The sequence below is a fragment of the Bacillus sp. EA-CB0995 genome (assembly GCF_055814245.1).
In genome coordinates this window covers 820,400-847,017 of the sequence record NZ_CP169269.1, presented here as the reverse complement: position 1 = coordinate 847,017, position 26,618 = coordinate 820,400, and the positions used below count along the sequence as shown (strand labels likewise).

Genomic DNA, 26,618 nt, shown 5'->3' with positions numbered 1-26,618 from the left:
GACGTAAAGAGTGATAAACATCTAGAGAAGTTTGCAAATGATATACATCCTCTAATTTTGCTATACATCCACCTATTTCTGTATAATCTCCTCCAAAATCAAAAACAAGTGTAGCATAGACTCTTTTGCAATCTTTAAATTATTACAATTATCGATGAATGATAAAAAAATTGACCTCGGATTTATACCGAGGTCATCTCTATTCAATCATCATACTGTTTTTTGAAAATATATTATACTTATACCTGCTCCAAATGATCTCGGATCAAACCAAGGACCTATTTTTCCCCACTCAAACGTAATATCATCACGTATCCCATCACTTTTTCCTAGTTCCTCAATAAGCCATTCTCTTTGTTCAGCTACATATCGCCAAAAATCATGCTCATCCATAATTGGTTCATCTATCTCTGGATCATCTATTCTAAGATCAATAGACCGAATCACTCCATTTTTAAAGAAAATACCTATCCCGAAACTTTTTGTACCTATTTTTACAGGTGCTAAAGGTCTTACCACCGTCGTTTCATCATCTATTTTTATTATCTTGATATCATCTTTATTAAATTCCAGAATAACTTCGTTTGATCTACAATTAGGGGTTATTAAAACTTTATTAATCTCTAAAATGCCTTGTTTTAAGTTATTCATTGTTTTATATTTTCTATATATAATTCTGCAGCAGCTAACACTAATGTATACTTTATTTTTCATTCACCCATATGTGCTTGTGCGTATTTAACTTTTGTACCACGAGCTTTGTCATTCTCGTGTGTAAAGTATAAATCGAGTAGTAAGTGTGGTTGCAACTCTTGCAAAGTCACTATAACCAATCAAGAGCTAGATTAAGGCATGAAGCTTACTCTAATTAAATTTTGCAACAACTATTTTTATAATAATTCTTCATTCAATTTTTCAGCTTTATATAACTCTCCTAATATAGGATTTTCATAATCACTATAACTATCTAAATATACTCTTATACCACCAATAATAGTAATTCTAGCGATATCTTTATCATTCTCAAGTATCTCTAATGCATTTTTATATCTTATGTATATAAGTTGTAGAACTCCTCCTCTCTGTATTTCCTTAAGATACTTTTCTTCAAGGCTAGTTATTACAATTTTTATTTGTTCAATTAACTGTTTTCTTTTATCCATTATGTTTTTACTCTCCAATTTACTTGGAACCTTCCCTCTTAATGAATCGATGATCCTGTTTCATCATGTTGTTCAGATATTTTACTTGCCTTATTTGGATGTCTTATACTCCTATTTACTAGGAAACTGCGACAGCGTTCCTTATCATTTTTAGACAATAAAAATATTTAGAAGGCCTAACATATTATTTGTCTCTTGTCACGCCTCCTCATATGCTTAGGAAAAGGCCATTTTATTCTCTTTAGAGTTTTCTATGTTTACTAACTTACTCCAACTTTGTTTCAGTTTATCATTCTTTTGAAATAGCCCTTGGTCTACTCCACCTTCTATATAATTTTGTAGATAATTTGTATAAAATAGCCCGATTATTTAACTACACTACATACTTCCATTTCATTTTCTACATGTTTAACTAGATTTTCTTAAATCATTTAGATTAAAAACGAAAAACCTTCTCATTCTAACGAAAAGAGAAAGTTTTATTAATAGCGTCGTATCTAATAATATTATTTACCTATTTTACCCATAGTTATCATATACAAAAATTTAAAAATTCTTTCTTCATTACCCTTTTCAATAATAGAAAAACTTTGTCTTTCATCCACATCGTATAAAACCCAACTTCCATCTTCAAGGTAACAACCTGTTGAAAATGGTATATTGGTTTTTCTTCCAATAACAATATTCAGTTCTGCCAAATCTATGCCTAATGTTTTTATTTCATTCTCATATTCATTCTTTTTCATATTACCAACCTCCTATATTTTTTATTATTCCTATATCTTCTAATGCCTTCACATTAATCGGCGTATTGATTTGTCCTGCACCACCGCTAGTAATTAACTCTCCATTTACCATCCATTGTTCAGCTTTTCCCATAACATCATAAGTAGAATTAATACCTTTTTCTTTACATAATTCGACTAACTTAGGTTCAATTTGAAAAGCGTTATAGTCTTTATTCCAAAACAAAACATCTTCTGCTTCTATTTTCCACTCAGAAATTATTTCTTCATTCTTTAAACCCATATATACATTTTTGCTATTTAAAAACAAAAAGTACTCAGTATACCATAAATTGATGTTATCACATTATGGTATACTGAGTACCTCTTAGGAGAAAAACATTATTTTCTTCGCTCTCTTCGATTTTTTCGTATTATTAAATATTTTAATATCAATTCACAAGCATCATTTTCATTTTCAAAGGTGTCTATAATATTCATTCCACCTCTCTCTAATGATTGATATACTTTCCATACTTTTTCTTCCTTTAATATCCCTAATTCCAATTCACGAATAGGTTTGTTACCTAAATTGTAGTCATGTTCTTCTATTCCTAATTCATTCAATCTAGCTTTTAACTCACTAATGTTCATTTCAAACCCCCTACTTATTTGATTTCTTTTATAAATCCAAATTCTTGTAATACTCTATTGAAATTGGTAATTTCTACGACGTCTGATGTTTTTAAGATTTCGTTCAGATGTATCGAGTTTTCTTTATTTCAGCTATTTTTATCACTTTTGTAGTTGAGAGTTCTATACCGCCAACACTGCCTGCTAAAGATTCACCTTCTATTGGTAGAGAATAGGCCATATAAGCTTACGCATTTTTTCCTGTTCCCTCATATAGAAAAAAGCTAATGCCTGTTTCTTGCATTAGCTTTTTCATTTATATAATAATGCTACTTACTCGATTGACCTAGTTTTGTACTGAATTATTCTATGATATTTTCTATATAATACATCATCTCAGCATACATATACTCGGTTAATCTTTCAATTTTCATATTCAATATTAATTTAGTCCTGTTTACTTTTCTTAAAAAATACCAAATATGCTAATACTGACGAGATTAAAAGGAATACACCAGCTCCTATACCCTCATATATTTTAAAGAAAATAGAAGCAACTATTACTAAGATCGACATTATTATTATTAGAATGATTATATATTTCATTATAAATTCTAACGCTTTATAGATAGGTACTATTGTACTTTCAAAAAAGCCTTTTTCTGTTTTTAAAGTTTTTGGCTCTTTATTCAAAGTAACACCTTCCTCTCTGTACAGATTAACTTATGAATAATTTTTAATTCTATCTTCAAGATTGTATCAAGTAATTGAAATAAGCTATATATAACTGATTCAACCGAAAAATCGTATGTCGAAATGATAAGTCAGTTACATATAGATTAAGAACGAAAAACCTTCTCATTCTAACGAAAAGAGAAGGTTTTATTCATACCATATATCCTTATACTATTCCAAACCATCTCTTTTAAGATACTTCATTATGTTTCCGTATTTTATAAATCATAAGCCTCGTATATTATTCTTCACTATATACCGCAATTTTCACTTCAACATATTGTAAAGACTCATCACCACTAAACACATGATAAATTGGTGAAGCTAAATTCAGATTATTATCCTCCATATACTGGAGCATTTCAGCATACGCATACTCTGTTAATTTTTCATAATCTCCCGTATAGCGTTTCATGAGCATATTATCAATATAGTAATAGCTTCTAAACTTAATTGTTTCTGAAGCTGGAATTTTATCTTCATGCACTGGCATAAATAATTCAATATACATATTTTCATCTGTTGGTATATTTTTCAAAGCATAAAACATTGGACCTTTTATCGTTAAATTCGCTTTTGTAATTTCCGACATAAAATCCTCAATTGCTTCTTCCATATCTGTGTAATGAAAAAAGTATTCTCTTGAAACAACATTTGCATATGCAATGCTTTGTCCTTCAATTATCATTTTACCGTTTCACCTACTTCTATAATAGGAGCATAAATATCTAGCCATGTATCACCGTATACATCTAAACATACGTGGTAAAAACTGTTATCTAATTTAATATGATGCTGCTCTGCAAACTCGTGTATTAAATTATAGGCATCCTCAATATCACCATCTTCGTCCGTAAACCGAATACTTAATGCACCTTCAATAATTAGAGCATCACTGTATTCATATGCAGAATCTTCCCCCAATTTAACACGTTCATTTACTGGAACACAGTATGTATATTCACCGTATTCTGGTTCATTTTCAAGTGGTGTATATTTAAAAAGAACAGGCCCTACCGCATATATTCCATTATGAACAACTTGATTTCTCAGCGCGATAGCAGGTAATAACCAATCTTCTTTTTTCACAATTTGAGTAATACTAATTAAATTTAAAAGTGATAATGCTTTATATTGAACTTTCATAAAAACTACTCCTTTTAAAATGATCTCTTACATATCGAAAGATGGAAAACAATCAAATCTTTTAGTCTAGTGCTTACAAGTTAATAGTCTGTATTCAGGCCAAGCTTTATTATCTACTTTTTGATTTATTCGATTTATTTTTCTTATTTTTCTTTCGGTATCTTTGAATTTCTCTTTGATGTTCTTCCCATGTTATATTGAATGATGGGAATTTAAATCTGCAATACGCTAATAGCTGAAATTCCGCTGCACCGATGGCCACGGCATACATTAAAACAGTTCCTACCACGTACATAGCTAAAGTATCAAACGCATAATCATTGTGAAAATAAATCAAAATAAGAAGAATTAATGCGTATATTGCAGCACCCTTCATCATAGTTCCTTTTGTTTTACTAAAAAAGGAAGTGGATCTTTCATTCATACTAAACGCACCTTCACTTGCTTGTTTAAACGTATCAATCGTTGTCACAATATGAACAATCACCGCTCCTAAAAATAATAAACCTACATATATTAACGTAATTCGATCAATTGAATAATCAGACATTCCAGGAAGAACTAACGCTGTGAATAATATCGTACCTAATTGAAATGCATATAATAATATGACAAGCGTTTGTAACTTTTGAAATTTAAAACGAGCTTTTGGAAATGAATATAGAATTAAAAAAATTACTTGCAAGCCATATAACACTAATTCAACACTAACAATTATTTTGTCAAAGAGAGTCGGATAGTAATCCCAACCTGTTTTAATTAATGCTAAAAAAATAAAAAACATTGCTAAGGAAACAAAAATTATACTTCCAAGAAAAAAACCCATAGCACCTTCAGGACTTAAACGATTTCTACATGTTATTCTAAATTTATCTAAATCTGCCTCTTTTATATTCCACATTATCTATTTGCACCTTTCGTGTAGTCTAATTACCCAAATATAGCTCCAAGTTTGTGTGTTACCTTTTTAACTCCCTTTTTAGTAACATCAATTATATTGTCACCTCCAAGTTCGTCCCATTTTTTATTCAATAACATTGTAGCACCTACCCCAACCGCTGCTCCAACCACAGTCCCAAGCGGCGGAAGGAAAAACGATCCCGCTACGGCACCAGCTGCCATCGCTCCTGCATTTGCTCCAATATCTACAGCTGAATCTGTTGCTATATCAGCTACATCGTTTAAATGCCAACCACCTTCTTTAGCATCTACAATATTACCTCCAACTGACACAACCGCCCCAAGAATACCTGCTCCTTTCAATGCTGTGGCCGGCTTACCCATGCCTTTAAACATTTCTTTCCATTTCCCAGGATGTAAATCCTTTAGACCGTCTGCATAAGCAGTTTGAAATGAACTCCATCCTTTTTTTCCAACTGCTTTAAAGAATCCATTATCAAGTCTATCAATTTGAAAGTCTTGATATCCCTGAAACTCTGGTAATTTTAAAACGGTTTTTCTTGATTTTTTTATTTGTGCATTTGTTGTTTTTAAATTATCAAATTCAAATTCAAGTTTATTCTTGAGAAATTTAGCTAAAACATCATCGTTATTATCCGACGTAAGTATTTTTGCTACTTTAACCCAATCTTCTTTCTTAAATATCGATAGTTCATATGCTCCTTTTCCTTTTCGACCTTCAGGCTTAAAAAGGACGTCTAAACCATAATTCTTTTTAACATAATGCATGCGTATATAGGAAGCTAAAAGAGCCTTAGCTCCCTTAACTCCAATGTCAAATTTGGTCATTATATCCGCTGTTCCCTTAATTATCCTTCCAATTGCTCCGCTAGCAATAATCTTATCTATTGAAGCACTAGATAAATTCCCATTATTCGCTTTTATTTCTTTCATTCCCTCATCTATCTTATGCATCTGTTCATGAAACTCTTGCAGATCACTTTGTTTACTATTATAAGCCTCTAATTTTTCTAATGTATCACTGATTTCTTTTTGACTTTTTACAGCTCCTTCAGTGATGTTTGATGATGATGGATATTGAATTGCGACGATGTCACTAATCTTATCCACTGTTTTTCTTGCCGCTTCATTAGAGTGGTTAAATCCTTCACTATATCCATTAACTTTTTTCTTTATATCACCTAAATAGCTCCCATGAATTTTTGTATCTGCATCACTGTCAACCTCACTGTTAAACTCCTCTACAGCTTTTTGAAATTGACTTTTTAATCCTTCCGTTGTAGCCGTAAATCCAGAGATAACCGCTACATGAACTGATAAATACTTCTTAATATTATCAGCAGTTTTCCCTTGAAAAGAGTTAATTTGTGTAAAATCCTCTATTTTTTGCATTAACGATTCAAAATGTTGATTTAACTCTTCAGCATTTGAATTAAAGCGAGTTTGAAGTTCTTTCACTTCCTGTAACTCAATGATTTTGCTCATGTTTCTCCCCCTATTTCTTTATATAGCCTAATGAGTAAAAATGTCTCTCAAATCTTTTCCAAGTTTTTCATCTTTCTCAACCATTTCTTTCCCGGCTTGTTGAATGTTATTAATATCTTTTTGTAGCAATTGTTCATACTGCTGCACTTTTTTCGATAACTCTTCTATTGCTTCACAAAATTTAGTTAATCTAGTTAAATTGGTGCGATTCAACTTCATATCATTGAATTTCGTTTTCCCTAAATCACTCGCACCGCTTTTTAGTTCATTTACTTTCGAATCAAAGACAGCTTTATTTAACTTAATTTCACCCATTATCCATTCTCCTTTTTCTGCTTTTCAATTCGAATATTATCGTTCACATTTGAAACACTTCTATTTAATGAGGAAATACTTGATTCACATGAATCAATTTGTCTCTCAATTTGTTGAATCGCATGATCAATATCTTCTTTTACTCTATCTAACTCGCCTATAAATCTTCCTAAATTTGAGATGACTTGCTGTTCATACGTGGATTTGAAAGTAGTTGCCGTTTTTCCTTTCCACAAACTATCATTAACTTCTAACGATTTAAATTGTTCATGATTTTCCCGAATGGATCCTATATTATTTACAAATTGTCCTTTCGCTTGTATTAATCGTTGTTGTTTCAGTTGCAGAGCCGCTAATTGGCTCTGCTGTTGATGAATACTATTAAGTAAACTTGCTTTCTGACTATTAAGTTGAGATAGCTCCATTAATATCCCCCTGCATAACTGGTACTTTAATTTTTGTTGCATATCTATCTTTTACAAAATATCCTTCAAAAGGATTTAACTTCGTACTAGTTAAATCTTTATTGGATACATCAAACACCATTTGTCCAGATGATTTTCTTAACAAGATAACATGAGATTGTGCTTTAACTGCTTTTGAAACTGAATCATAGCGACTATCAATTGCATCCACATCACAACCAATAACAAAATGGATTCCCATATACGCACCATTCGTAATTAATTCAGATAAGCTAAATAATTCAGTATCCCCTAAGCTACTCACAATGTCATTTAAGTCTGCAATTACGATAACAATTGGTTTGAACCTTTTAATAAAGTCTGCTGGATTCATTGTTTCATTAGAAGCTTCTTGCTCCTCTTTAAATGCAGCTTCCCTTGATCGATAAGCATTTGCAACTTGTTTAATCGTTTTTTCTATCCCTACTTTTTCAGCCACATATAAAGCTGTTTGGCCTTTAAAGTTTGAAAAAGTTTGTGCTCTTGTATCTACAAGACCTGTATCAAATTTTTGACTTGCAATTAATTGTTGCATAAATTGATAGATTACATTTTCAATTTCCTCTTTTTTGATTCCGGCTACAACAACATTTGAGGCTTCTACTAAGTCTAATTCCATTGGTGTAACATTCTCAGTCTCAACGCCAAAGGAAAGTTTACCAGTTTCAATAATTTCTCTCGTTTCTGGCCATGCCATAAATTCTTTGTATTCGAATACTTCTGGTACCATCGGAATCGGTTTTGGTTTTTTACCAGCCCAATAAGCCTCCATTTCTCGGCCTTCAGCTTGTATATGCTGAATTAAGTTCAGCACATCTTCCCCTTCCGCTGGCATACAAGTTTGGAATACTGTTGGATCTTCTAGTTTCACTAGACCGCGGCCAGCGATTTCTTCAATTTTCAAGTCAGTACGCCCTACAATTGATCTCGCTTCTGTTTCGTCTATCATGTAAAGAGCAATTTGCAATTTAATATTCGCATTTATTTGTACTCGTAATGCATTTTGGCGTGTAGCAGTTAACATGAGATGAATCCCTACTGCTGAACCTTCACGAACCACTTGGGTAATAAGGCGTTCGAAATCATCGTAAAATCCTGCATCTTTCACCGCATCATAATTATCTAACGTAATTAATATTGTCGGTAATATTTCATTACTAGCTCGTTCATACATTTCAAGACTAGCAACGCCGTATTTACTTAGTAATCGTTTTCTCTCTTTCAACGTCTCTTCTATACGACGAAGGAATTTCTCACATTTTTCTTCTTGGTCTAACGTCACCAAATCTGCTACATGAGGTAATGCTCTTAACGGCATTAATCCATTTGTACCAAAATCAAGCAAATACACATGCAAATGCTCTGGACTATGCTGACGCGCCACATCCATAATGACCGATTGTAAGAAAGTTGATTTTCCGTAGCCCGGACTTGAGAAGACTGCAACGTGACCGTCTTTGCTTATGTCTAATGTGAGCGGTGTTTGTGCTTGTAGTTCAGGCTGATCTAGTAAACCAACTGTTGCTTGTAATGGTTTCTTTTCCTGTTTCCACGCTTCTTTAAAGTTCACTGGATGTAAGTCTTGCAGGAATATTTTCTCTGGAAGCGGCGGTAACCATGGTCTTGGTAATGCTTCAATTTGTTTTTCTTCTGCGTAATCATGGATATAATCAATTACTGCATCAAGTTCTGTCGGTACAGTAGCAATTTCTTTACTGCTGCTGAGACCACTCAAATCCTCACTCAAAATCTCATACTGTCCTAAATCATTAATCGCATAAATCGTTGCGTCTAAATGCTCTTGATCGTCTCTGTTCTCTATGTAATCAGCACCGCTCCATGCAGATTGGAATAATTCATAGATTTCGTTGTTCCCGACTTGTAAGTAAGCTCGTCCTGGCAGTGTGATTTCTGCGGCATCTGGTGTTTTTAAGATTTCGTTACTGTCGGATGTGTTTTGTACTTTTAGTGCTAATTTAAATTTCGAGTTACTCCAAATTTGGTCATCGACAACTCCGCTTGGTTTTTGCGTTGCCAGGATTAAGTGAATTCCTAGAGAACGACCGATACGTGCTGTTGATACTAACTCTTTCATAAAGTCAGGCTGCTCTGCTTTTAATTCTGCGAATTCATCACTAATTAAGAACAGATGCGGCATTGGTTCTTTCGCTTTGCCTTGTTTGTACAGTTTTTGATATTGGTTAATATGGTTTACATCATGTTCCCCAAATAAGCGCTGACGTTTTTGTAATTCTGCTTTAATCGATGCGAGGGCACGCATACTTTGTGCACCGTCTAAGTTCGTAATAGTTCCTAGTAAGTGCGGTAAGTCCTTGAATAAGTTCGCCATTCCGCCGCCCTTATAGTCAATAAGTAGGAATGCTATTTCATACGGATGGAAATTAACCGCAAGAGATAAAATGTATGATTGAATAATCTCTGACTTACCAGAACCTGTCGTACCTGCTACTAATCCGTGTGGTCCATGTGCTTTTTCATGTAAGTTTAGATTTACAATATCTTCTTTACCGCGTAATCCAAGTGGTACAGCTAATGATTTGTGGGCTGCATTTTTTCCCACCTTGCTGTAATGTTTAATTCTTGAATTTTCTCGACACCATACATTTCTAAGAAAGTTACACTTTCTGGAATACTATTTTTCAAGTTTTGTAGGTGATTCAGCGGTGCTAATGCACGGGATATATCTTCTAAGTTAAAGTCCGTCGGAAAATGATCGAGCGCGAATTGATGGTTAACAAGTTCACCTTTTTCTAAGATGATATTCCCTTTTTTCGAATCTCTTATATCAATGACTGTCTTCACATGTTCTGGTAAACTTTGCATTACATCCTGTACAAAGACAAGTGATACCCCTAATTCCGTTGGATCTTCATTAAAGAATTCCATTACAATGTGATCTAAGATCAGTTTTTCATCTGTAATGAGTACAACATAGTGCGGTGCAAAATATAATTTTTCATTAGAAGAACCTTTTTCTTCTATTTTCATTTTGCGGTCTTTTAATATTTGATACAGACTGTTTAGTACTTGGTCACGGCTGCGTTCATGATACACAAAACCACGTACGTTAATATCGCGTACACTTGCTTGTGGCAGCCAGCGCATCCAATCCCATTTCTTCTTTTCCTCTTCAGGGAACAATGTAATAAACTGCAAATCATAGTAACTATGAAATAATGAAGTTTGCATAACTAAAAGTTGCAGTTGTTCTAACACTAAAGAACGTTGTCCAATATATCCGACTGGTCCATTCATTAAATCTGTCACGACTGGAACATCTTGTAGTGAGAGATATTGTTGTCTTAGTTCACGTGCTGCCTCAATTAATTCATCTTTCTTTTGACTAAATTCTTCTTCGTTAAATTGAATTTCAAAACTAGTATTTTCCTGACCTGTTCCAACACGATATGTTAAGAAATCATGATGAAGCATCGTTTTTTCATATATGCGTGAGTTTACCTGCATAGCCATGTTGCGAATTTCTGCAACATCTGGATAATGATAGTGAAGTGCATGACGTTGCTTTTCAGTTTCTTCATATAAATCTTTTGTCTTTTGTTTTAAATACTCTCTATAACTTGTGTCACGCTCTACAATATCAATTTTGTATTGCTTTAAACTTTTAATATACGATGTGACCGATATAATTACTGTTGCTACAGTCATCGCTAATGAGGCAAATATATATAAGCCATTTGACATAAAGATTGCCAATAGTACAGTGACCACGATCATAACAAGGGACGGAGCAATCATTCGTACTAAATGTTCTGTTGGTTTTGATGGTTCACTTGGTGGCTTTGCAATTGTCATTTTGTCAACTGGCTCGCGATAAATAATGCGTGGTGAACGATGGTAGTCTGGATATTCATCACGAAAATAGCTATCTGCTTCAAGTAAACGAGGTAATGTTGATTGTACTTTGTCTTTGGTTGTTACAAATTGAATATCTTCATGTCCAATTTGAATTGTTACACCATCAAAAAATAATTGATCTCCACTTTCTAAAATAGCACTACCTTCTAATTTTTGATGGTTATGGAATACACGCCCTCCGTGTACGTTAACTTTGAATGGTTCATCTAATGACTCACGAATGAATACGAGGTCTGCGCTTGTTCCATCAATGGTAATATCATCGCCTTCACGTTCGCTAAGCGTGATGGAATACTTCGTCGCTATATCATATACAGCAACCTCTTCAACATATGTAATCCACATATAGAGAGATTTATGATTTTTCAGTTCAATTTGATTCTCCTTGTTAACATGAATAGTTCTATCTTCTATTTTCCATACACCATTCTCAAGGTCCCAATTCATCGTAAGCGATTCTTCTAAATCAAGATTCGTAATTGTATTTGACCACTCATTCCCAATTGTCACAACGGGACGTTCAGATGGATTTAGGCGACATTTATACAATTTATCGCCATAGCTCACTGCTAGAAGTTGTTGCTTCATCCTTCTCCACTACTCCTTTGTTAGCTTCTATCGTTAAAAAAATATGTGTACTGTTTCTCTTAAAGATAGTAAAACTCCCACCTAGCTTCTTTTCTTTACGTTTTGAGGTGAGAGTTTTACTATCCATTAGAGCAGGATACATGAAGTAAAAGAAGTTTCATTCTTTTAACGTTCTTAGTTTGTTTATTTGTTCGTATTAGATAAATCTTTTTCATCAGATGTATCACTATATTTCTTTTTATACTCATCTAACTGTTGCTGATATGTTTTTAACTTCTCATCTCGTTCTTTTCCCGACAATTTCGGATTATTTTTCACAGCCTCTATTTGTTTAATTAAGCCATACATGATTAATTGTGGATCATCAATCTGCTTTGCTATATCTAGAGATTTGTTAAAATCTCCTTTACCGTTATAAATCCAATACAGCAAATAGTTTTCATCACTTTTTAAACTGATGTTCTTCATAATAGATGCTTTTTGCTGGTCCCCTAATTTCTCACCCTTAACATAAGAATATGCCAGCTCATATTTAGAAGCTAAAGGTAGTCCTTCAGCATCTTCATCTCGTAAATTACTAATGACTTGATCATAATCAGTAGCTAAAAAGTTTTTATTTGCTTCTAACAATGTATTTTGATAAGGCACTTTCATAAACGCGTAATATGCTAATGGTGCTATTAAAATAACAGTAGCTGCCGCAAAAGAATACGCCATATATTTGAATCTTTTAAAATTTTTCTTAGGGACAATTTGCATATTCTTTTCTGTTTTTCTTTGTTCTTTTTCAAAGCTATCTTCAATAAATTGGATTAATTCGTCTAAACTGTTCATACTAACAACATTTTGCTCAAATGTTGTTTCTTTTGCATTTTTCAAGACGCCACTATACAATTCATCATAGCTATATTTTTTAGAAAACAATGCAATAATTAAACATTTATATTGTAATAAGAATTTTTCTTCTGTAATGGGGGTTGGCGGAACAATCTCTCGAATTCCACGATGAACAATAAAAGGTAAATAATTAGTATCAAATACTAGATTTTCTGGGTGTAAAAAGAACGTTATTCTTCTATGTAAATACTCTTTAAAACGAGCGACATTTCGAAGCAATCGTAATTTTTCATTTCTCTCTAAATCTTTTATATCGTCCCACTTCTTTAATTTCTTACTAATTTCGTATGAAAAGACAAAGGTATCCTCTGTTTCTTCTACCGCTACCGGAACAAAGATTGCTGACTTCTCCATTAATAAATCAAATTGACAAAAATCTTTTACTCGAGTTTGTGACTGGGCAAGTTCTAATTTCCAAGTCCCTTCGCCTATTTCAAATCGATAATTCATCGAATCAATCTGAATCGTTTTCTCCACCATGTTCTTCTCCTTTTGATCGTATACATAAATTTCTACACATTGAACTATTTATCCAAGTAGTCATAGTACTTGTAAAATGTCTCCATCAGTTACTTCATAATCTATTAACCGATCATTGTCTGTTAGTAATAGTGACTTATTAACAACTTTTATGACATAATGTGACCCATCATGATTTTGAACTTTTAAAGTTTCTATTAAATTCTTCAACAAATATTTAATAGATTGATGATTAGGAATGCGTAAATCATATGTTTTCCCATTCCATTTACTAAAATCTACGGTGACATTAATATGTGTTTGAACAGCCATTCATATTTCTCCTTATACCCCAGTTTTTCGAATAATGGCATAAATACCACTACAAATGAGTAGAATCCCACCGATGAGTAGTACCGTCATCGTTGTACTAATTGGTGTTCCCGTTGTGCTTTGATTATTATTTGTTTCACTCGAATTCATTTGCACCGCGTAGTTTTTCTGGAATAAACTTTCTTTTGTATCTTTGATATCATCATTTGTTTTTGTATTGAGAAATAAGGATTCCCTTAATTCTTGCATCTGTTTCTTTTCTTTCTTTTGTTTTTCTTCAATTTCTTTTTCTACTTTTGGATTAAATAATTCTATTCCTGCCTTATCTAATTCCGTTTCTTGTTCCCCTTTATTCATTTTCTCTTGATCTGTTTGTTCGATTCGGTCTACTTTAAACTCCATTTTCCCATTATCATTGAGGTAGCTCTCTGCCGCGCACCTCATCGGTAACGCGGCAAATGAGCCTAGGAAAAGAAACAATGATAAATTAACTAATACTTTCCGTGATTTGATCATCTAACTCTTGTTCCTCTCCTCTTCTTCTATGCCATACAAAGAGATTGATAATAAATCCAAAAATAGCTAAGCCAATAATACATCCAAGAATAGCAGGCTCACTATTTTTACCACTTATAAAGTTATTTAAAAATGTTTCAATATATTGAAGCGGTGAGAATTTACGTATTTGTCCAAAGTACGACATTTTATCTACATTCATTCCTACTGCATTCGTTAAGAACAAATACATACTAAAGAACGTTAATAATACAAACATCCCAATCATTTTTACCTGACGTAATAAGTATGTGGAAATAAGAACTAAAGCAGCCATAATCATTGTAATAGAACCAATCCACATTAAATTACGTGTCTGATCAAATTGTAGTAAATGCCCTGAAATAATACCAATCGTTATCCCTTCTGCAATTGCAATTCCTAAAGTAATTGCAGTAATTGGTACATTTGAAAGCATCGTAGAGAATTCTTCTTCAAAATCATCTTTTTGACTACGTCTTTTCTCTTGATGTGCGATTGCATAAGAAGTAAATAAAGCAACAATAAAGCATACCAATACCATTAAGTACGGTGTAAACGCATCTCCAGCTGTAATCGTACCATCATTTTGCTTCTGAACTGGACTTGCTAAAAATTGATATAAGTCTTCATTTTGACGCTCTCCAACACGGCTATTTGACAGTACTTTCGCAAAGTTTTTGGAGAAATCCTTGTCATCTGCTACTTTTTCACTATAATCATCTAGTAATGTATTCGCTTTCGATACAATCGTTACACCACTATCTTGAATTTCTTTTGCCTGATTATTAATTTCATCAAACGTTTTATATACGTTATCTGCCGCTAATAGATTTCCTTTAGACGCATCACCTAAAGCTTGGCTTTGTGTTAACAATGATTTAAACTCGGAATCTAATCCTAACACGGCTGTTTGTTCACCATCACGATTAGTCGCCACTACTTTTTGGTCATCTATTAATTTCAAGCTATTTTCACGCCATGCTTCTACATTTTTTAAGTATTCTCCTAAAGTCGCATTCATAACTTGAGCTTGTTCTGTTGTTTGTTTTAATACTTCTGCCAAGTGTTCTGAATTTTGATCAGCATTACCTACTAATTCCATATACGTATCGACTTTTTGTTTTAAATCATTTGTTTCTGCCGTTATTTCACCAGTAATCTCAGTTGCAATAAAGTTTGCCATTACATCTACTATATCTTGCTTATTGAAAATGTAATAAAGAGAATCTGATTCCGCTTTCTCATCTAATGTTTTGTCTGCTAGATCTGCTTCTAAATCTGGTTTTGTCATATCAAAGCCATAATACAATTCATACAAACTTAACAATTGCTGATAAGCTTGTACTGATTTAACAGAATCGCTAATTAATACATTTGTTGAATCTGGAACTAAATTCTCTGCCTTTTGATGTGAGATTCGATCATTCGTGCGTTCAATTGTTTCTACCTTAGTTTTATCTTTATTAGGATCACCTGGGGTTGTTCCATCGCCCTTATTTGGATCGCTTGGAGTTGTTCCATTGCCCTTATTTGGATCACTTGGGGTTGTATCCGTTGTTTGTACTGTTTTCGTTACCTTTTGTGAGGCTGCACTTATCGATGTATTACCAGTTTTTCCGGCATCTTCTTTTCCATTAGGATTGGAAGGCTTTCCTGATTCAGTAGTTGTTTTCTTCTCAGACTTATGATCTAAATTCCACTGCCAATTTACTGGAGTAAACACATCTATATTGGCATTTTGATCTAGCAATTTAACATGTACACGAACCTCTAAATTCCCTTCTTCTCGCGCTGGTAAAGTAACTATGCCTTTATTTAAAAATTCTTCTGTATAATCATTACCATCAATTACTAATGACTGAAGACCAAACTCACTAGGAAGATTTAAAGTGAACGTTTGAGCAGCATCCATCTTCGGCACTTTTTTGACATCATTAAAGATGATTCCACTTGTTGCAAGATCCGTTTTAATGGTTTTTATTGTATTTTCTAAAGGGATTTGTCCTGTATCTTCAGGATAAAATTGATTCTCTGTATTGTATTTTCCAGTAACTAGAATCACATTTTTTAACTCTTGTTTTGTTTCATCTGGTAACGGAAGCTGATCTATCTCTTCCTTACTCACACTCGGTAAGTGATTGATTAGCTGTTCAATTTTCTTCTTAATTGCATCGTTCGGTTGCTGCATAAGTGTATTTAGATATACTGCTTTTTGATCCTCACCCGAAATGGCTTTCTTTAATTTCTCACGAGTCTCCGCTTCAATATCCGACTTTAACTTTTCTGTTAAATCTGCATCGTAGCTGCGAATTTTACTATTAACGTCTGTTAAGTAATTTTGAATAGCAGCTGAATCTGATAAAATATTAGCGCTTTTATCTGCAAGAGTGAATTGATCAGCTATCGCTTTGTTAGTTAACTCCAAAGTATCTAGCCTTTTTAATACATCCGCTGTACTTAAATCGCTATTGAATTGATTCAGTTGGTTAGAGAAATTATTTGCAACTAAACTATTTTCCCCTTGTGTCTTTTGGAAATTACCAAAACTATTTTGGAAAGCCAAGTTAGATTGTGAGGTTCCATCAATATTTTGTTCAAACCCATTCAAGACACCTTGAAACCCTTTAAATGTATCTATTGAAACTCCTGTATAATCTTGTACTGTTTTAAATTGTTGTGTATAGTTTGCTAAAGGGCTTTGTACATCTGTCTTATATACATTCAATTGTGCTTGTTCTTTGTTGGTGATTGCCTGTATATTATCTTGTGCACCTTGTAAATTCCCAACAATACTAGCAAAATAAACATCTACTATATGTTTATTAAACTCTTCTAAAATAGAAGCCGCAGTATTTTCTGCCTCTGCCTTCAAATCTTTATTACCAGTAGCATTAATTTTGTAACTTATCGTTACTTTTTCTGGCGAATCCGAATTAATAGCAACAGCTTTCTGCGAAAAATCATTCGGAATAACAATCATCATGTTATAATTATTATTTTTCAAACCACTTTCCGCTATTCCGCGACTTACTACATACCATTGTTGTTTATCATTTTTACTAATGTTTTTTATAAACTGATCTCCAAAATTTATTTTCTGCCCTTCAAACGCCGTTCCTTGATCTTCGTTTACTACGGCAACTGCCATTTTTTTAGCACTAGTTTCATCCTTTTTTTCAACCTTATGATTTAATGCTAAATAGGAAGTTCCCGTTGCTAGTACAAGAGCTAAAACAATAAACAACAAGATCCTCCATTGAATTTTTTCAATACTTACCACTCCTGTGAATATGAAATAATTTATCCATTGTTAGAATGCAGCTTATTTTTGTCCTTCAAATGTATAGCCTTAAACTGCATCAACATAATTGCAATGGAGAGAATGATTATTATTCAAATTTCAAAATTAAACCACTTATATATAAATCAGCCATACAACAAAAGTCGCATGGCTCATTTATCAATCTTCTACTATTCAAGCTTTCTTATTTCAAGCCAAAATTACGTGATAACTGCTCATCATGTTCAGCAACAGCTTGTGCAGTTCTGTCTAATTGAACGTTAATCTCATGTAATAATTGAGAGAAACTTTGTACTTTCGGTTTTAATTCATTAAATTGTTGATCAAACCCTTGGAAAGCACGGCCTTCCCATTCACCTCTTAATTCATTTTGTAACCCTTCCAGCTTGCGTAAAATACTATCAATTTCTTGAGAGCTTCTACCATATAGAGCTGCTTTAGCTTTAAGTTCCTCAGGACTCATACGAATTTGTCCAGACATTTAATATTCCCCCTATCAATATGCAAAAATTGTAAAATTAACCATTTTAATTTTACCATTTCTATTATAACAATAATGATAAAATAATGAGAAGGAAAATTTACCTTTTTGTATATAAATATCCAATATTAGAAGCATTTATTTATATATAAATATAACAATAACTTGTTATTATACGAGAATAACTGTAATCTAATACAGATTTTTGAAAATCATGTTAGAAAACTGGCTAAGCATAAAGTGAAGCTTCCGTTAGTGGGGTTTTTTTATCCCCCACTGATGGTTAGTTGAACCAATCGGGCTTTATCCCCCACCTATCTTCTTTGCTTCTCTCTGCATCTTGAGGTGGGGGTCTTACTGCCCGCTAATGCGGATACAAAAAAGAGACTTGATGAAATTTCATCAAGTCTCTTTTGTTCATCTTCCCGATCAAGGAAAACGAGGGAATTGTCCAAAGTCCGGACGGCGTTTTTCTTTAAACGCATCGCGGCCTTCTTTTGCTTCGTCTGTTGTGTAGTATAATAGCGTTGCATCACCAGCTAGTTGTTGAATACCAGCAAGGCCATCTGTATCTGCATTAAATGCAGCTTTTAAGAAACGAAGTGCCATCGGGCTGTTTGCTAAAATTTCTTCTGCCCATTTCACAGTTTCTTCTTCTAGCTGTTCTAATGGTACAACTGTGTTAATTAAGCCCATATCAAGTGCTTCTTGCGCGTTGTATTGACGGCATAAGTACCAAATTTCACGAGCTTTCTTATGGCCAACCATACGAGCTAAATAGCCAGCACCGTATCCACCATCAAAGCTACCTACTTTTGGACCAGTTTGGCCAAATACTGCGTTATCTGCTGCGATTGTTAAATCACATACGATGTGAAGAACATGTCCACCACCGATTGCATAACCTGCTACCATTGCGATAACTGGTTTTGGAATCGCGCGAATTAAACGTTGTAAGTCTAATACGTTTAGGCGCGGGATTTGGTCTTCCCCAACATATCCGCCATGCCCGCGAACCTTTTGGTCACCGCCAGAACAGAATGCACGGCCACCTTCACCTGTTAAAATGATAACGCCAACATTTTCATCATCTCGTGCATGTGCAAACGCATCGATTAATTCCATTACCGTTTTTGGACGGAATGCATTATGTACTTCAGGACGGTTAATCGAAATTTTTGCGATTCCATTGTATGTGGAGTAAATAATATCTTCGTAATTGCCTTCTTTTACCCATTCAATCGTCATTTTGTCTCTACCTCCTTTTATGTTTTGCAAAAAGCCCCTTACTATTGTATCAAACTTTTGCGGTTGTTCCACATGAATTGCATGACCCGCGCCAATAATTTGTACAAATTCAGCATGAGGGATATGTTTTTTCATCTTTTTTAAGATGTGAAAGAACTTTTCATCATATTCTCCGCTCATGAGTAAGACCGGCATTTGCAAGTGTTGCAATTCATTCCACCAAGATGGCTGCGCTCCTGTTCCCATGCCCCGCAAACTATTCGCAAGACCCTCAGGATCATTAGCTAGCCTTTCTTCACGTACACGAGCTTGTACGTCAAGAGACAATTTTTTTGCGTGGCAAAGAGCGGAATGTTCTCCCATTTTTCCACAAAAGCAGAAACGCCTTCTCGTTCAATCTTTTCAGCAAGCTGTTCGTCCTTTTGTCTACGCTCTTCACGTTCTTCTTCTGTTATCAGTCCCGCTGTACAGTTTTCTAACAAAAGAGACAAGACGCGCTCTGGATATAAACAAGCAAGCGTAAGCGCAAGGCGCCCGCCCATAGAATAACCTAACATATGCGCTTTTTCAATTTGCAAATGATCGAGCAAAGCAATGAGATACCCAGCTACCGTTTCTATGTTATAGTGCCGGGTTTCCTTTGGACTTTCCGTTTTACCATGTCCGATTATATCGACTAAAATCACTTGAAACTGATCGCTCCATGCAGGGACAAACGAACGCCATGTTTCCATGCTGCCTGTAAAACCATGAAGTACAAGAAGCGGCTCGCCGCTTCCGATTACTTCATATTCGTAAGAAACACCATGTACGTTTACTTTCATTTCCCTTCACCTTGCAATACTTCTGAAACAATGGCTGCTGCCTCTGCCATAATGTCACGATGAAGCTGTAAGTTCTCTTCACGATCTGTTTGGATTTCAATGACATGCAGTCCATTTTCTCTCGTACCTTTGTCCACTTCATTTCGAAACGCTTCCCATGTTTTTACGCGCTGGAATGAACCGTTATACATCTTGACGACATGTTCATAATCAAGTCCGAGCGGCGTACCAAATAATGCTTCAAAATGTTCTTTCTGTTCATACTGCGGTAAAAATGAGAAAATACCGCCGCCATCATTGTTAACGACAACAATAGTTGCATTTAAATCATGTAGCTTTGCTGCTAACAATCCATTTAAATCATGGTAGAACGATAAATCCCCCACAACTAATACGAGCGAATCACGAGCTACACTCACCCCAAGCGCTGTCGAAACAATGCCATCAATGCCATTGACACCACGATTTGCTAGCACTTCAATATTTTTATCATTTGAGAAGAAAAATGTATCTGTATCACGAATTGGCATACTGTTACTTACAAATAAAGTTGCATCATTTGGCAGAACATCTACAAGTTCTGTAATCACTTTTCCTTCAAAGGCATGTTCATACGATTCGATTTTAATAAGCTTCTCTTTTGTTACAGCATTTATCTGTTGCCACATATGAAGCCAGTCATAGTTGCTTTGCTGCTTGACGTCATTTACAAGCTGCTCACAAAATTTAGCATCATTAGCATACACAACTTCTGTGGACATAAGCGCTGGATCACGCCAATTTCCAGATTCGTCAACAACAATGTGCAATGCTTCTGTTTGCTTTTTCAAGTATTGCGTAAGTGCTTTAGAAACTGGCATACCGCCGAAGCGAATGATCACATCTGGTTTCCAACTATCTCGCAGTTGTTCATTTCGTAACAATGTATCATAGCAATCTATAATCGTCTCTTTATCGTGAAGACCGCTGCGAAGCCCAGAAAGCGGATCTGCAAGAATCGGATAACCATATGCTTTTGAAAAAGCCACGACAGCTTCTGCAATATTTGGATGACTATCATCACCACATACAATAAGCCCCTTTTTCATATGCGAAAGGCGCTCTCGTAAAGATGCTGCATATTCATCCGTCACCGCTATTTTCCCTTGATGAACGGTTGTTTCGTATTCTCCGCGGCCTTTTTCCCATAAATTTTCTAAAGAGAAATTCGGAATTAACGGCTCACGAAGCGGAAAGTTTACATGAACGGGTCCTTTCGGCGTTTGTAATGCCGCTGCTACTCCTCGTCCCGCTGTCATCCGTGCATATCGATACATTGGTTCCGCTGCTTCTGGAAGTGCCATTTCAATAAATTGTTTTACAAACGAACCGAACAAATGAAATTGATTCATTGCTTGCGGTGCACCAACATCTCGCAATTCATGCGGACGATCCGCTGTCAGTACGAGAAGCGGAACGCGCGAATGAAATGCTTCACATATAGCTGGATAATAGTTTGCTGCCGCTGTGCCTGATGTACATAATAAGGCAACAGGGCGTTTTTTTGCCTTCGCAATACCAAGGGCAAAAAAGGCCGCTGATCTTTCATCTACGTGTAAATATGTGCGGATTTGTTCATGCTGCGCCATTAATAAGGCAAGCGGCGTTGATCGCGAACCCGGGCTAATGACAACATCCTGCACATGCAGGCGCGCCAATTCATCAACAAACGCGCCTAAGTAATATGATAATGCTTCTATATGATTGCTCATCTAGATAGTCCCTCCAAAGCAGAAAGCATCGGCTTAAATTTCAGCCTTGTTTCCTCATACTCTAAATGCGGCTTCGAATCAATGACAATGCCGCAGCCAGCAAATAACGAAGCTTGTTTACCAGACAATAATCCGCAGCGAAGTGCTACGGCAAATTCGCCGTTTCCTTGCTCATCAACCCAGCCAATTGGCGCTCCGTATAACCCTCGATCTAATAGCTCTACTTCACGAATCAATTTCAGCGCTTCTTCTCGCGGTGTTCCTCCAAGAGCTGGCGTTGGATGAAGTTCTTCAATCATCGATAATAAATCACCATTTCCATTTGCTTGTACTGGTGTATATAGATGAAGTAAATTTTTCGTCTTCAATAATTGCGGTTCATATGGAATATCGACTGTTTCACAATGCCTTGTTAACACACTGCGAATCATGTTTACAACATAATCATGCTCTGCTAAATTTTTCTCATCATGCAAAAGTTCATATCCATTCTCTTTCGTTTCCTCTTCTGAAGCACCTCGTCCAATCGAACCGGCAAGACACATGGATGTATATGCTTCTCCCTCTTTACGAAGAAGTCTTTCTGGCGTTGCTCCTAAGAAGCACGTTCCTTTATAATCAAACGCAAATACATAACAATCCGGTTGTCCTATGCGAAGTGCTGCCAAAACAGAAGCCGAATCAACATTTTTATCCAAAACAAGTTGCATCTCGCGAGCTAACACAACTTTTTGGACAGCTCCTCGCTTCATTTCTTCCTGCACTTGTTCAATTGCTCGTAACCATTTCTCCGGCTCTATCTCCACTTTCGAAAGAATGGTCACATTCTCTTCCACGAAGGAATGCTTGCTTTGCTGTAACAATTGCTCCTCAGCGTTTTGCAATTCCTCATAAATCTTTTCTGCACAATCATTTTCAGAAACAAAACGGTTCACTGTTAACCATGCCTTTTCATTCTTTACCGTTAACAAAAAGGCTGGCAATTGCAGTGTTGTATCGTGAAATGACTCCCATAAATCTGTTCTTTCTTTTCGTGGATCAAAAGCAAAACCACCAAATAAAAGCGGCCCTGTTCCAAATTCGTAAGTATCACGATGAATTACTGCTTCGTCTTTCAATCGCGCCCACTCTTGACGAGCATTTTGAAAGCGCTTATTAGAAGAATTTGCTATAGTAAAGGCAGAACCTACTCCAGCGAAGATAACGTGCTGCGATGGATCTGCAAAATAACATCTGTCTCTATATCCAAATTGTGTTCCTGCTGCATAAAAAAGGAGTGGATCAATCCATTCCACTTGCTTCACAAAGCTAACGAGTACTTGCCCGTCAGCTGCGCGTTGAATCGCAGTAAGAATCACATCTTTTACATCATGTTGTTTCGTTTGAATCACACAGTCTCCCCCTATGGGCGAAAAATAGTCATAAATACGCTTGATTTTAAGATACACCTCAAACGAAAGGTGTGTCAATGTTTAGCATTTCTGAGAAAATCCGAGCATATTCCTAGAAAATAAACATTGACACTATATGATGCTTTTCCTACACTTAATTGTGTACTTTTTGTGTACGTGTTCCGCTCTAATGGGCAGTAAGAACTCATTTTTATTTTATATAACAAACAGATAGGAGGATTCCATATGGAAGTAAAAACTGAAACGAATTCCTCTTCCATGCAGCCAAAGCCAAGTAAACAAACAGGCTGGCGTATTTGGTGGAGTTTATTACGTCCTCATACATTAACTGCAGCTTTTGTTCCCGTCTTTATTGGAACAACTTATGCTATGCATGTTGAAGGTATTAGCAAAATAAATCTTCCTCTTTTCCTTAGCATGCTTCTTGCTTGCCTTCTCATTCAGGCAGCAACAAACATGTTTAACGAATACTTCGATTATAAAAGAGGGCTTGATCATGAAGGATCCGTTGGGATTGGCGGTGCAATCGTTCGCGATGGTATTCAGCCGAAAACAGTATTAAACTTAGCATTTGGATTCTTTGGCATCGCAATTTTATTAGGCGTTTACATTTGTATGAGCTCCAGCTGGTGGCTTGCGGCAATCGGTCTTATTTGTATGGCTGTTGCCTACTTATATACAGGCGGCCCAATTCCAATTGCCTATACACCTTTTGGAGAATTAACAGCAGGATTATTTATGGGTGTTATTATTATTGGGATTTCATTCTTTATTCAAACTGGAACTGTAACATCAGAAATTATATTACTATCTATTCCAAATGCCATTTTAATTGGAGCCATTCTACTTGCCAATAATATTCGCGATTTAGATGGCGACAAAGAAAACGGACGAAAAACATTAGCCATTTTAGTCGGACGAAACAATGCAATTAGTGTGTTAGCATCCATGTTTATCATTTCTTATATATGGACGATTGCCCTTATTATTGTCGGTATTGCCTCACCGTGGATGCTCGTAGTCTTTCTAAGCGTTCCAAAAGCATTTAAAGCAACAAAAGGTTTTATCGGAAAGAGCATCCCAATGGAAATGGCACCTGCGATGGTTGCAACAGCAAAAACAAATACAATTTTTGGATTTTTAATGGGAATCGGGTTGTTACTTGGATATTTCCTATAAGAAAAGCGCAAGTGTAAAAGCACTTGCGTTTTTTTGTGGTGCATTCATGTTATATATTGTCGAATCGTCTTTATCCCGCATGAACGGGCAGTAAGTGTTGAATTGGAATAAAGTTTAATAAAAACAAGTTGCTATATCCTTATAAATCAAGGGTTTATCCCAAGATATTGTGTTATTTTCATCAAACTTTATTTTAAATCACACATGATTGTTTTCATTAACTATCTTCCTTTAAATAATGGTTGGGTCTTTTCTAAAAATGATTTAGTTCCTTCTCTGAAGTCTTCGGTGGACGCTATCAAACCGAAATAATCTGCACCGAGAAGTGCGGACTCTTCTAAAGTTAGATTACCTCCCCGATGAATTGCCTCCCAAGTCATTTTTACTGCGATAGGAGCCTGAGACAGAATTTCTAAAATTAGCGTTTCTACTTCTGATAGTAATTTATGGGGTTCAACAATCCTATTAACCAGTCCTATTCTATAAGCTTCGTCTGCGCTTATCGCGTTTCCAGTGAGCAATAGCTCCGCAGCACGCCCCTTACCTATAAGTCTGGGCAGTCTCGTAGTTCCTCCAAAACCGGCAACAGCTCCAATACGGACTTCAGGATGTCCTAATCTAGCATGATTAGCACAAACACGGAGCGTACAGGATTCAGCTAACTCAAGTCCACCTCCTAGTGCGAAGCCGTTGATGGCAGCAACAACTACTTTCCCTAATGACTCAATTTTATTAGTAACCGTAACAGCTAACTGAGCTAAATCTCGTACTTCTAGCGGAGTGGCTTTATTGAGAAATTGAATGTCAGCACCTGCGGAAAATGCCTTTTCTCCGGCACCGATGATTATCACTGTCTTTACACCTGAATCAGTTTTAACCCTGTCCAAGACGAACGAAAGTTGTTCAAGAACATCTCGGTTTAACGCATTTAGTGCTTCCGGTCTGTTTAGTGTAATTCTTGCGATACCATCTTCTTCAGTGTAGAGGACGACATTTTTATTTAACATCTTAATCCCTCCAATAGTTTAGTGTACCGACACAAAAGGTTGCCTTCCTTGAAACACTATTCAATATTAGATGTTCTTACATAAAAACCCTCTTCAGACAAAAATATGTAAAGGAGAAAAACTTCGCAATTTTTTTATGTCGCGACTTTATTTTAAATATTGCATCTATTTTATAAACATCGTGACTTTATTTTAACCCCACAGTAAGACCCCTACTGATGGGAGTTTCACTCTATATTATGTTGAACCGCCGATATATTAACGTATTATTTTTCATAATTCCTGTAATTGAGCTCATACTACTTAAAGAAACCGAATTGTAGGAAGGTGGATTTTATGCTAACTCCACAACAAATGGATCATTTTCAATCTGTACTACAAAAACAAAAACAAGAGCTTGAACAAACACTGCAAAATCATGAAAGTCGAGGGCAAGCTTCTGAACGTGATTCAGTTGGCGAACTCTCTGCGTATGATAATCACCCTGGAGACATGGGAACAGAATTGTATGAACGTGAAAAAGACTTAGGATTAGTCGAATTTTGGCATAAACAACTTACGGATGTAAAGCATGCCATGCAAAAAATAGAAGCTGGAACATACGGGATTTGCGAAGTATCGGGTGAACCAATTCCACTTGAACGTTTAGAAGCAATGCCGACTGCAACAACTTGTATCGAACATACACATAATAAACTAATCCTTGGTGCGCGTCCTATTGAAGAAGAACTTATTGAGCCTCCTTTTGGTAAATATGATATGGATAGTGCTATTGGTTATGATGCTGAAGATGCTTGGCAAGATGTTGCTTTATATGGAACGTCAGAAACTCCTGCTGATTTAGAGCGCCGCGACTCTAAAAATTTTAATGAGATGTATGTAGATGCAGAGGAACCGCGCGGATATGTTGAGGATTTTGAAAACTTTATTGGAACAGATATGTACGGAAAAAACGTACAAGTATATGCCACAGAAGCACATGAAGAATATGAACAAATGCTAGATGACTACGAAAAAAGAACCTTTAACGGCGAACTTTCTTCAGATGAGTCAAGTTCAAGACCATAAAGTGAAACTTCCATCGGAGTGCCTTTTCTCCGATGGTTAGTTGAACCAA

General features: G+C 35.4%; 25 protein-coding genes and 1 pseudogene. 2 read left to right on the top strand and 24 right to left on the bottom strand.

Annotated features, from left to right (window positions below):
- Nucleotides 1-210: 210 nt before the first annotated feature.
- The 23 genes and pseudogenes from ACEWFJ_RS04515 to ACEWFJ_RS04405 all read right to left on the bottom strand — a co-directional run bounded on the left by ACEWFJ_RS04515 (nt 211) and on the right by ACEWFJ_RS04405 (nt 23,294).
- Complete coding sequence (locus ACEWFJ_RS04515; RefSeq protein ID WP_473690660.1) at nt 211-651, bottom strand: hypothetical protein; 441 nt, start codon at nt 649-651, stop codon at nt 211-213.
- Between the two features lie 239 nt (nt 652-890).
- Entirely contained in the window at nt 891-1,163 is a 273-nt protein-coding gene (locus ACEWFJ_RS04510; RefSeq protein ID WP_473690658.1) for a hypothetical protein, read from the bottom strand.
- Nucleotides 1,164-1,669: 506 nt separating this feature from the next.
- On the bottom strand, nt 1,670-1,909 hold the full coding sequence (locus ACEWFJ_RS04505) for a hypothetical protein (protein WP_473690656.1): 240 nt from the start codon (nt 1,907-1,909) through the stop codon (nt 1,670-1,672).
- A gap of 1 nt (nt 1,910) precedes the next feature.
- Entirely contained in the window at nt 1,911-2,192 is a 282-nt protein-coding gene (locus tag ACEWFJ_RS04500) for a hypothetical protein (protein ID WP_473690654.1), read from the bottom strand.
- 98 nt (nt 2,193-2,290) lie between these two features.
- Nucleotides 2,291-2,542: a hypothetical protein gene (locus ACEWFJ_RS04495; protein WP_473690652.1), complete on the bottom strand. Its 252-nt coding sequence runs from the start codon at nt 2,540-2,542 to the stop codon at nt 2,291-2,293.
- A 426-nt stretch (nt 2,543-2,968) separates the two neighbouring features.
- Complete coding sequence (locus ACEWFJ_RS04490) at nt 2,969-3,214, bottom strand: hypothetical protein (protein ID WP_473690650.1); 246 nt, start codon at nt 3,212-3,214, stop codon at nt 2,969-2,971.
- Nucleotides 3,215-3,497: 283 nt separating this feature from the next.
- Complete coding sequence (locus tag ACEWFJ_RS04485; RefSeq protein WP_473690648.1) at nt 3,498-3,944, bottom strand: DUF5085 family protein; 447 nt, start codon at nt 3,942-3,944, stop codon at nt 3,498-3,500.
- Complete coding sequence (locus ACEWFJ_RS04480; RefSeq protein WP_473690646.1) at nt 3,941-4,402, bottom strand: GyrI-like domain-containing protein; 462 nt, start codon at nt 4,400-4,402, stop codon at nt 3,941-3,943. The genes ACEWFJ_RS04485 and ACEWFJ_RS04480 overlap by 4 nt, the downstream gene beginning before the upstream one ends.
- Nucleotides 4,403-4,511: 109 nt before the next feature.
- On the bottom strand, nt 4,512-5,303 hold the full coding sequence (locus tag ACEWFJ_RS04475; protein WP_473690644.1) for a hypothetical protein: 792 nt from the start codon (nt 5,301-5,303) through the stop codon (nt 4,512-4,514).
- 29 nt (nt 5,304-5,332) lie between these two features.
- Nucleotides 5,333-6,808 (bottom strand): T7SS effector LXG polymorphic toxin, encoded by a 1,476-nt coding sequence (locus tag ACEWFJ_RS04470; protein ID WP_473690642.1) that lies wholly within the window; start codon nt 6,806-6,808, stop codon nt 5,333-5,335.
- Nucleotides 6,809-6,835: 27 nt separating this feature from the next.
- Nucleotides 6,836-7,123 (bottom strand): TIGR04197 family type VII secretion effector, encoded by a 288-nt coding sequence (locus tag ACEWFJ_RS04465; protein WP_473690640.1) that lies wholly within the window; start codon nt 7,121-7,123, stop codon nt 6,836-6,838.
- Nucleotides 7,123-7,548 (bottom strand): YwqH-like family protein, encoded by a 426-nt coding sequence (locus ACEWFJ_RS04460; RefSeq protein WP_473690638.1) that lies wholly within the window; start codon nt 7,546-7,548, stop codon nt 7,123-7,125. Before ACEWFJ_RS04460 ends, ACEWFJ_RS04465 begins: the two co-directional genes overlap by 1 nt.
- Nucleotides 7,529-10,168 carry a type VII secretion protein EssC gene (essC, locus tag ACEWFJ_RS04455; protein ID WP_473690636.1) on the bottom strand — a complete coding sequence of 880 codons (2,640 nt, stop codon included), beginning with the start codon at nt 10,166-10,168 and terminating at the stop codon, nt 7,529-7,531. The genes ACEWFJ_RS04460 and essC overlap by 20 nt, the downstream gene beginning before the upstream one ends.
- Nucleotides 10,138-12,072 (bottom strand): FtsK/SpoIIIE N-terminal domain-containing protein, encoded by a 1,935-nt coding sequence (locus tag ACEWFJ_RS04450; protein ID WP_473690634.1) that lies wholly within the window; start codon nt 12,070-12,072, stop codon nt 10,138-10,140. The genes essC and ACEWFJ_RS04450 overlap by 31 nt, the downstream gene beginning before the upstream one ends.
- A gap of 183 nt (nt 12,073-12,255) precedes the next feature.
- The gene (gene essB, locus ACEWFJ_RS04445; RefSeq protein ID WP_473690632.1) at nt 12,256-13,449 is read right to left on the bottom strand and encodes a type VII secretion protein EssB; all 1,194 of its coding nucleotides are present in this window, start codon (nt 13,447-13,449) and stop codon (nt 12,256-12,258) included.
- Between the two features lie 60 nt (nt 13,450-13,509).
- Nucleotides 13,510-13,761 carry an EsaB/YukD family protein gene (locus tag ACEWFJ_RS04440; protein ID WP_098306458.1) on the bottom strand — a complete coding sequence of 84 codons (252 nt, stop codon included), beginning with the start codon at nt 13,759-13,761 and terminating at the stop codon, nt 13,510-13,512.
- A gap of 12 nt (nt 13,762-13,773) precedes the next feature.
- Nucleotides 13,774-14,277, bottom strand: a complete 504-nt coding sequence (gene essA / locus ACEWFJ_RS04435; RefSeq protein ID WP_429710151.1) for a type VII secretion protein EssA — start codon at nt 14,275-14,277, stop codon at nt 13,774-13,776.
- Nucleotides 14,249-17,542: a type VII secretion protein EsaA gene (gene esaA / locus ACEWFJ_RS04430; RefSeq protein ID WP_473690629.1), complete on the bottom strand. Its 3,294-nt coding sequence runs from the start codon at nt 17,540-17,542 to the stop codon at nt 14,249-14,251. The genes essA and esaA overlap by 29 nt, the downstream gene beginning before the upstream one ends.
- 241 nt (nt 17,543-17,783) lie before the next feature.
- A complete protein-coding gene (locus ACEWFJ_RS04425) occupies nt 17,784-18,080 on the bottom strand; it encodes a WXG100 family type VII secretion target (RefSeq protein WP_098306453.1) in 297 nt (98 codons plus the stop codon).
- 429 nt (nt 18,081-18,509) lie between these two features.
- The gene (gene menB / locus ACEWFJ_RS04420; RefSeq protein ID WP_098306808.1) at nt 18,510-19,328 is read right to left on the bottom strand and encodes a 1,4-dihydroxy-2-naphthoyl-CoA synthase; all 819 of its coding nucleotides are present in this window, start codon (nt 19,326-19,328) and stop codon (nt 18,510-18,512) included.
- A 15-nt stretch (nt 19,329-19,343) separates the two neighbouring features.
- A pseudogene (gene menH / locus ACEWFJ_RS04415) lies at nt 19,344-20,152 on the bottom strand (2-succinyl-6-hydroxy-2,4-cyclohexadiene-1-carboxylate synthase); the annotation flags it as partial.
- Nucleotides 20,149-21,903, bottom strand: a complete 1,755-nt coding sequence (gene menD, locus ACEWFJ_RS04410) for a 2-succinyl-5-enolpyruvyl-6-hydroxy-3-cyclohexene-1-carboxylic-acid synthase (RefSeq protein WP_473690626.1) — start codon at nt 21,901-21,903, stop codon at nt 20,149-20,151. The gene menD and the pseudogene menH, both read right to left, overlap by 4 nt.
- A complete protein-coding gene (locus ACEWFJ_RS04405) occupies nt 21,900-23,294 on the bottom strand; it encodes an isochorismate synthase (protein ID WP_473690624.1) in 1,395 nt (464 codons plus the stop codon). Before ACEWFJ_RS04405 ends, menD begins: the two co-directional genes overlap by 4 nt.
- Nucleotides 23,295-23,540: 246 nt before the next feature.
- Here ACEWFJ_RS04405 and ACEWFJ_RS04400 point away from each other — a divergent pair, with 246 nt between their 5' ends.
- Nucleotides 23,541-24,494: a 1,4-dihydroxy-2-naphthoate polyprenyltransferase gene (locus ACEWFJ_RS04400; RefSeq protein WP_473690622.1), complete on the top strand. Its 954-nt coding sequence runs from the start codon at nt 23,541-23,543 to the stop codon at nt 24,492-24,494.
- Nucleotides 24,495-24,715: 221 nt separating this feature from the next.
- Here ACEWFJ_RS04400 and ACEWFJ_RS04395 read toward each other — a convergent pair whose 3' ends face one another.
- Nucleotides 24,716-25,501: an enoyl-CoA hydratase/isomerase family protein gene (locus ACEWFJ_RS04395; protein ID WP_473690620.1), complete on the bottom strand. Its 786-nt coding sequence runs from the start codon at nt 25,499-25,501 to the stop codon at nt 24,716-24,718.
- A gap of 336 nt (nt 25,502-25,837) precedes the next feature.
- Between ACEWFJ_RS04395 and ACEWFJ_RS04390 the strand changes: the two genes are divergently transcribed.
- Nucleotides 25,838-26,569 carry a yteA family sporulation protein gene (locus tag ACEWFJ_RS04390; RefSeq protein WP_473690618.1) on the top strand — a complete coding sequence of 244 codons (732 nt, stop codon included), beginning with the start codon at nt 25,838-25,840 and terminating at the stop codon, nt 26,567-26,569.
- The last annotated feature ends 49 nt before the right edge of the window (nt 26,570-26,618 follow it).

Bases quoted from the DNA above. Each gene is read 5' to 3' on its own strand.
- ACEWFJ_RS04515 (WP_473690660.1), bottom strand. From the start codon at position 651: ATGAATAACTTAAAACAAGGCATTTTAGAGATTAATAAAGTTTTAATA.
- ACEWFJ_RS04510 (WP_473690658.1), bottom strand. From the start codon at position 1,163: ATGGATAAAAGAAAACAGTTAATTGAACAAATAAAAATTGTAATAACT.
- ACEWFJ_RS04505 (WP_473690656.1), bottom strand. From the start codon at position 1,909: ATGAAAAAGAATGAATATGAGAATGAAATAAAAACATTAGGCATAGAT.
- ACEWFJ_RS04500 (WP_473690654.1), bottom strand. From the start codon at position 2,192: ATGGGTTTAAAGAATGAAGAAATAATTTCTGAGTGGAAAATAGAAGCA.
- ACEWFJ_RS04495 (WP_473690652.1), bottom strand. From the start codon at position 2,542: ATGAACATTAGTGAGTTAAAAGCTAGATTGAATGAATTAGGAATAGAA.
- ACEWFJ_RS04485 (WP_473690648.1), bottom strand. From the start codon at position 3,944: ATGATAATTGAAGGACAAAGCATTGCATATGCAAATGTTGTTTCAAGA.
- ACEWFJ_RS04480 (WP_473690646.1), bottom strand. From the start codon at position 4,402: ATGAAAGTTCAATATAAAGCATTATCACTTTTAAATTTAATTAGTATT.
- ACEWFJ_RS04475 (WP_473690644.1), bottom strand. From the start codon at position 5,303: ATGTGGAATATAAAAGAGGCAGATTTAGATAAATTTAGAATAACATGT.
- ACEWFJ_RS04470 (WP_473690642.1), bottom strand. From the start codon at position 6,808: ATGAGCAAAATCATTGAGTTACAGGAAGTGAAAGAACTTCAAACTCGC.
- ACEWFJ_RS04465 (WP_473690640.1), bottom strand. From the start codon at position 7,123: ATGGGTGAAATTAAGTTAAATAAAGCTGTCTTTGATTCGAAAGTAAAT.
- ACEWFJ_RS04460 (WP_473690638.1), bottom strand. From the start codon at position 7,548: ATGGAGCTATCTCAACTTAATAGTCAGAAAGCAAGTTTACTTAATAGT.
- ACEWFJ_RS04450 (WP_473690634.1), bottom strand. From the start codon at position 12,072: ATGAAGCAACAACTTCTAGCAGTGAGCTATGGCGATAAATTGTATAAA.
- essB (WP_473690632.1), bottom strand. From the start codon at position 13,449: ATGGTGGAGAAAACGATTCAGATTGATTCGATGAATTATCGATTTGAA.
- ACEWFJ_RS04440 (WP_098306458.1), bottom strand. From the start codon at position 13,761: ATGGCTGTTCAAACACATATTAATGTCACCGTAGATTTTAGTAAATGG.
- essA (WP_429710151.1), bottom strand. From the start codon at position 14,277: ATGATCAAATCACGGAAAGTATTAGTTAATTTATCATTGTTTCTTTTC.
- ACEWFJ_RS04425 (WP_098306453.1), bottom strand. From the start codon at position 18,080: ATGTCTGGACAAATTCGTATGAGTCCTGAGGAACTTAAAGCTAAAGCA.
- menB (WP_098306808.1), bottom strand. From the start codon at position 19,328: ATGACGATTGAATGGGTAAAAGAAGGCAATTACGAAGATATTATTTAC.
- menD (WP_473690626.1), bottom strand. From the start codon at position 21,903: ATGAGCAATCATATAGAAGCATTATCATATTACTTAGGCGCGTTTGTT.
- ACEWFJ_RS04400 (WP_473690622.1), top strand. From the start codon at position 23,541: ATGGAAGTAAAAACTGAAACGAATTCCTCTTCCATGCAGCCAAAGCCA.
- ACEWFJ_RS04395 (WP_473690620.1), bottom strand. From the start codon at position 25,501: ATGTTAAATAAAAATGTCGTCCTCTACACTGAAGAAGATGGTATCGCA.
- ACEWFJ_RS04390 (WP_473690618.1), top strand. From the start codon at position 25,838: ATGCTAACTCCACAACAAATGGATCATTTTCAATCTGTACTACAAAAA.